Here is a 2,922-nt window from a genome sequence, read left to right on the forward strand (position 1 = left end):
GTCTCACACAGAGGGCGCGGAGGTAAGGGGAAAGGCACGGAGAACTTCTCCTGCCCGTTCTTTCCGTTTTCCTCCGTGTCTCTGTGTGAAGCCGCTGTTGGTTTCTCCCCACCACCGCCGCCACCGATGCCAGACCAACCGACACCCGCCGCCCAGCCCACCATCTCCGCCGACGCGGTGGCCGCGCACACCGGGCCCAGGCTGGTTGGGATCCAGCCGGAGCACATCTACAAGGCGGTGGCGCTCGCGTTCGGGCTGGCGATCCTGTTCCGCTTCTTCGACACGATCGCGCAGGTCCTCTTGATGATCTACGCGGCGGCGATCGTGGCCGTGGGTCTCAACGCGCTGGGGCGGAAGCTGCCGCTGGAGCGGAAGTGGCTGGCGGCGCTGGTGGGGGTGCTGGTGATCGGCGGGGTGGCGGCGCTGCTGACCTTTGGGCTCCCCGTTCTGGTGGGGCAGCTCAGGGACATGGTGGGCCGCGGGCCGGGGCTGGAGCAGCAGATCAAGGAGTGGGAGGTGTGGCTGCGGCAGCAGACCGGCGCCCCCATTCGCATTCCCCGCGCCGCGCAGCTCGTGAAGCCTGGCGCCGTGGGGAACGCCAACGCCGTGGGGAGCGCGATGAGCTTCCTGGAGGCGCTGTTCATCCCGGTGGTGGTGTTCTTTGGCGCCCTCTTCGCGCTGGCGAACCCCAACGAGAACCTGATGAACCCGGTGCTGCGCCTCGTCCGCGCGGACCAGCGGCCGGCCGTGTACCGCGTCTTCCAGCTGCTGGGCGAGCGGCTGGTGGGGTGGCTGAAAGGGACGGCGATCGCCATGCTGTGCGTCGGCATCCTCAGCATCATCCTCTTCTACCTGATCGGCGTCCCCAACGCGCTCCTGCTGGGGCTGCTGAACGGCACGCTGGAGTTCATCCCGCTGGTCGGCCCGTGGGTCGGCGGGGGCACCGCCACCCTGGTCGCCTTCATGGACGACCCCAGCAAGGGGGGATGGACCGCCCTGGCCGCGCTCGCCATCCAGCAGATCGAGGGGTACGTCATCACCCCCTTCGCCATGAAGCAGAGCGCCGAGATCCACCCCTTCATCACCCTCTTCGCCCTGGTCCTTTTCGGCGGGATGTTCGGCTTCCTAGGCCTCCTCCTCGCCCTCCCGCTCGTCCTCCTGGTCTGGACCCTCGTGCAGGTCCTGTGGGTCGAACGCGCCCTCGACACCGACCGCGACCGCATCGCGCCTGTGGTGAAGGAGTAGGGAGGGCCCCTCCCCCCGGCCCCCTCCCCCGCCTGCGGGGGTGCAGGGCGGGTGAGGGGGAGGACGGCGCGTGCGTTGCGCAAATCCGGTAGGGGCGCGATTCATCGCGCCCGTGCCCGCCCATGACCCGATCTCCGTAGGGGCAGACCTGCGTGTCTGCCCACCCTCGCCGCCACCCCACCCCCGCCCCGTGCACCCACACCCGTAGGGGCGGCCCCGCGTGGCCGCCCGTGCCCGCCCTCGCCCCACCGCCCGCCCCCGTACCGTCCACCCCGCGCGAATCCCCCACACGTTCTGGCACCACGGCGCTCCGCACGCTAGCTTCCCGCACGCACACGAGACGTGACCGGAAAGCACTACATCGCCGCATCCCATGAAGCTCCGCACCCTGATTCTGGCCGCCACCCTCCTGGCCTCCGCATGCGCCCCCGCGGCGACGGCCGGGCCGGGCGCCGCCGTCACCGACGGCGAGTCGCTGATCCGCGCGATGCACGGCCGCTACGCCGGGCGCTGGTACCGCACCCTGGCCTTCACGCAGAAGACCACCTTCTCCCCTCCCGGCCGCCCGCCGCGAGAGGAGACGTGGCAGGAGTACGGCGCCATCCCGGGACGCCTGCGCATCGAGCGCGGCGATGGGCGAGGGGTGATCTTCTCGGGCGACAGCACCTACACCTTTACCGGCGACACGCTGGCGCGGCGCCAGAAGGGCCGCAACGAGCTGATGACGCTCGGCTTCGACGTGTACGCCCAGCCCCCTGAGCGCACCGCGCAGATCCTCCGCGAAGACGGCTTCGACACGAGCCGCTTCCACCGCGCCGTCTGGCAGGGCCGCCCCGCCTACGTGGTGGGCGCCGCCGAGGGCGACACGGCCAGCAAACAGTTCTGGGTGGACGCGGAGCGGCTCGTCTTCGTGAGGCTGCTGTCGCCCTCCCCCAACGGCGGGCCCGCGCAGGACCTGCGCTTCAACCGCTACGAGCGCGCGGGCGGGGGATGGGTCGCCATGGAAGTGGAGATCGTCGCGGGCGGCGCGCGCGTGTTCCACGAGGAGTACTCCAACCTGCGCGTGGACCTGCCGCTCGACGAGCAGCTCTGGGTGCCGGAGCGTTGGCGGGAGGCGCGGCACCCGTGAGGGGGCGTTTCTCGGGGGGGATGGAGCACGTCCCGCGCAGGTCGGCGATCCCGCGCGACGAGTTCCACGAAGCCCTGCGCGCCTGGCACGCCGATTCCTCGGACGGCGAGGTGATCCGCGAGACCTCCACCAGCGACGAGGACCTCTACGACGGCGACGATTGGATCTGGGTGAAGCACCTGGGCAACCGCTTCTACCTGCATGCGGACACCACCCACGCCGGCATCGCGCGCTACCTCGCGCTCTTGGACGCCGAGGGCGACGCGATCCGCTGGAGCGCCGCCCCCGGCACCGGCGACCGCCCCGTCGCCATCGGCGCCGATGGCGAGATCATCCCCGAGTTCCGCCTGTACCGCACAACCTGAAAACTTTTCCAGTCGCGAATAATTTCGCCACTGTAAACACGTAAAGCCCGCCCGCGGTCATCCTGAGCGAGCCCGCCCCACCGGCCGGCCTGCTGCGGCGCGCCAAGGATCCAGCCACCGACGACAAGCCCCCCGCCACGCGCAGTAGATCCTTCGCTCCGCGCCGAAGATCCCGGACCGGGC

General features: G+C 70.6%; 3 protein-coding genes. All 3 read left to right on the plus strand.

The features are described from left to right. Positions 1 to 126: 126 nt before the first annotated feature. The 3 genes from VF647_04620 (at position 127) to VF647_04630 (ending at position 2,739) form a co-directional block, all read left to right on the plus strand. Positions 127 to 1,245, plus strand: coding sequence for an AI-2E family transporter (locus VF647_04620; GenBank protein HEX8451358.1), 1,119 nt, complete (start codon positions 127 to 129; stop codon positions 1,243 to 1,245). Positions 1,246 to 1,618: 373 nt separating this feature from the next. Then, the gene (locus VF647_04625) at positions 1,619 to 2,374 is read left to right on the plus strand and encodes a hypothetical protein (GenBank protein HEX8451359.1); all 756 of its coding nucleotides are present in this window, start codon (positions 1,619 to 1,621) and stop codon (positions 2,372 to 2,374) included. Then, positions 2,371 to 2,739: a hypothetical protein gene (locus tag VF647_04630; GenBank protein HEX8451360.1), complete on the plus strand. Its 369-nt coding sequence runs from the start codon at positions 2,371 to 2,373 to the stop codon at positions 2,737 to 2,739. Before VF647_04625 ends, VF647_04630 begins: the two co-directional genes overlap by 4 nt. Positions 2,740 to 2,922 lie beyond the last annotated feature (183 nt).

Origin of the sequence: Longimicrobium sp. (assembly GCA_036387335.1) — a bacterium.
Taxonomy (GTDB): Bacteria; Gemmatimonadota; Gemmatimonadetes; order Longimicrobiales; family Longimicrobiaceae; genus Longimicrobium.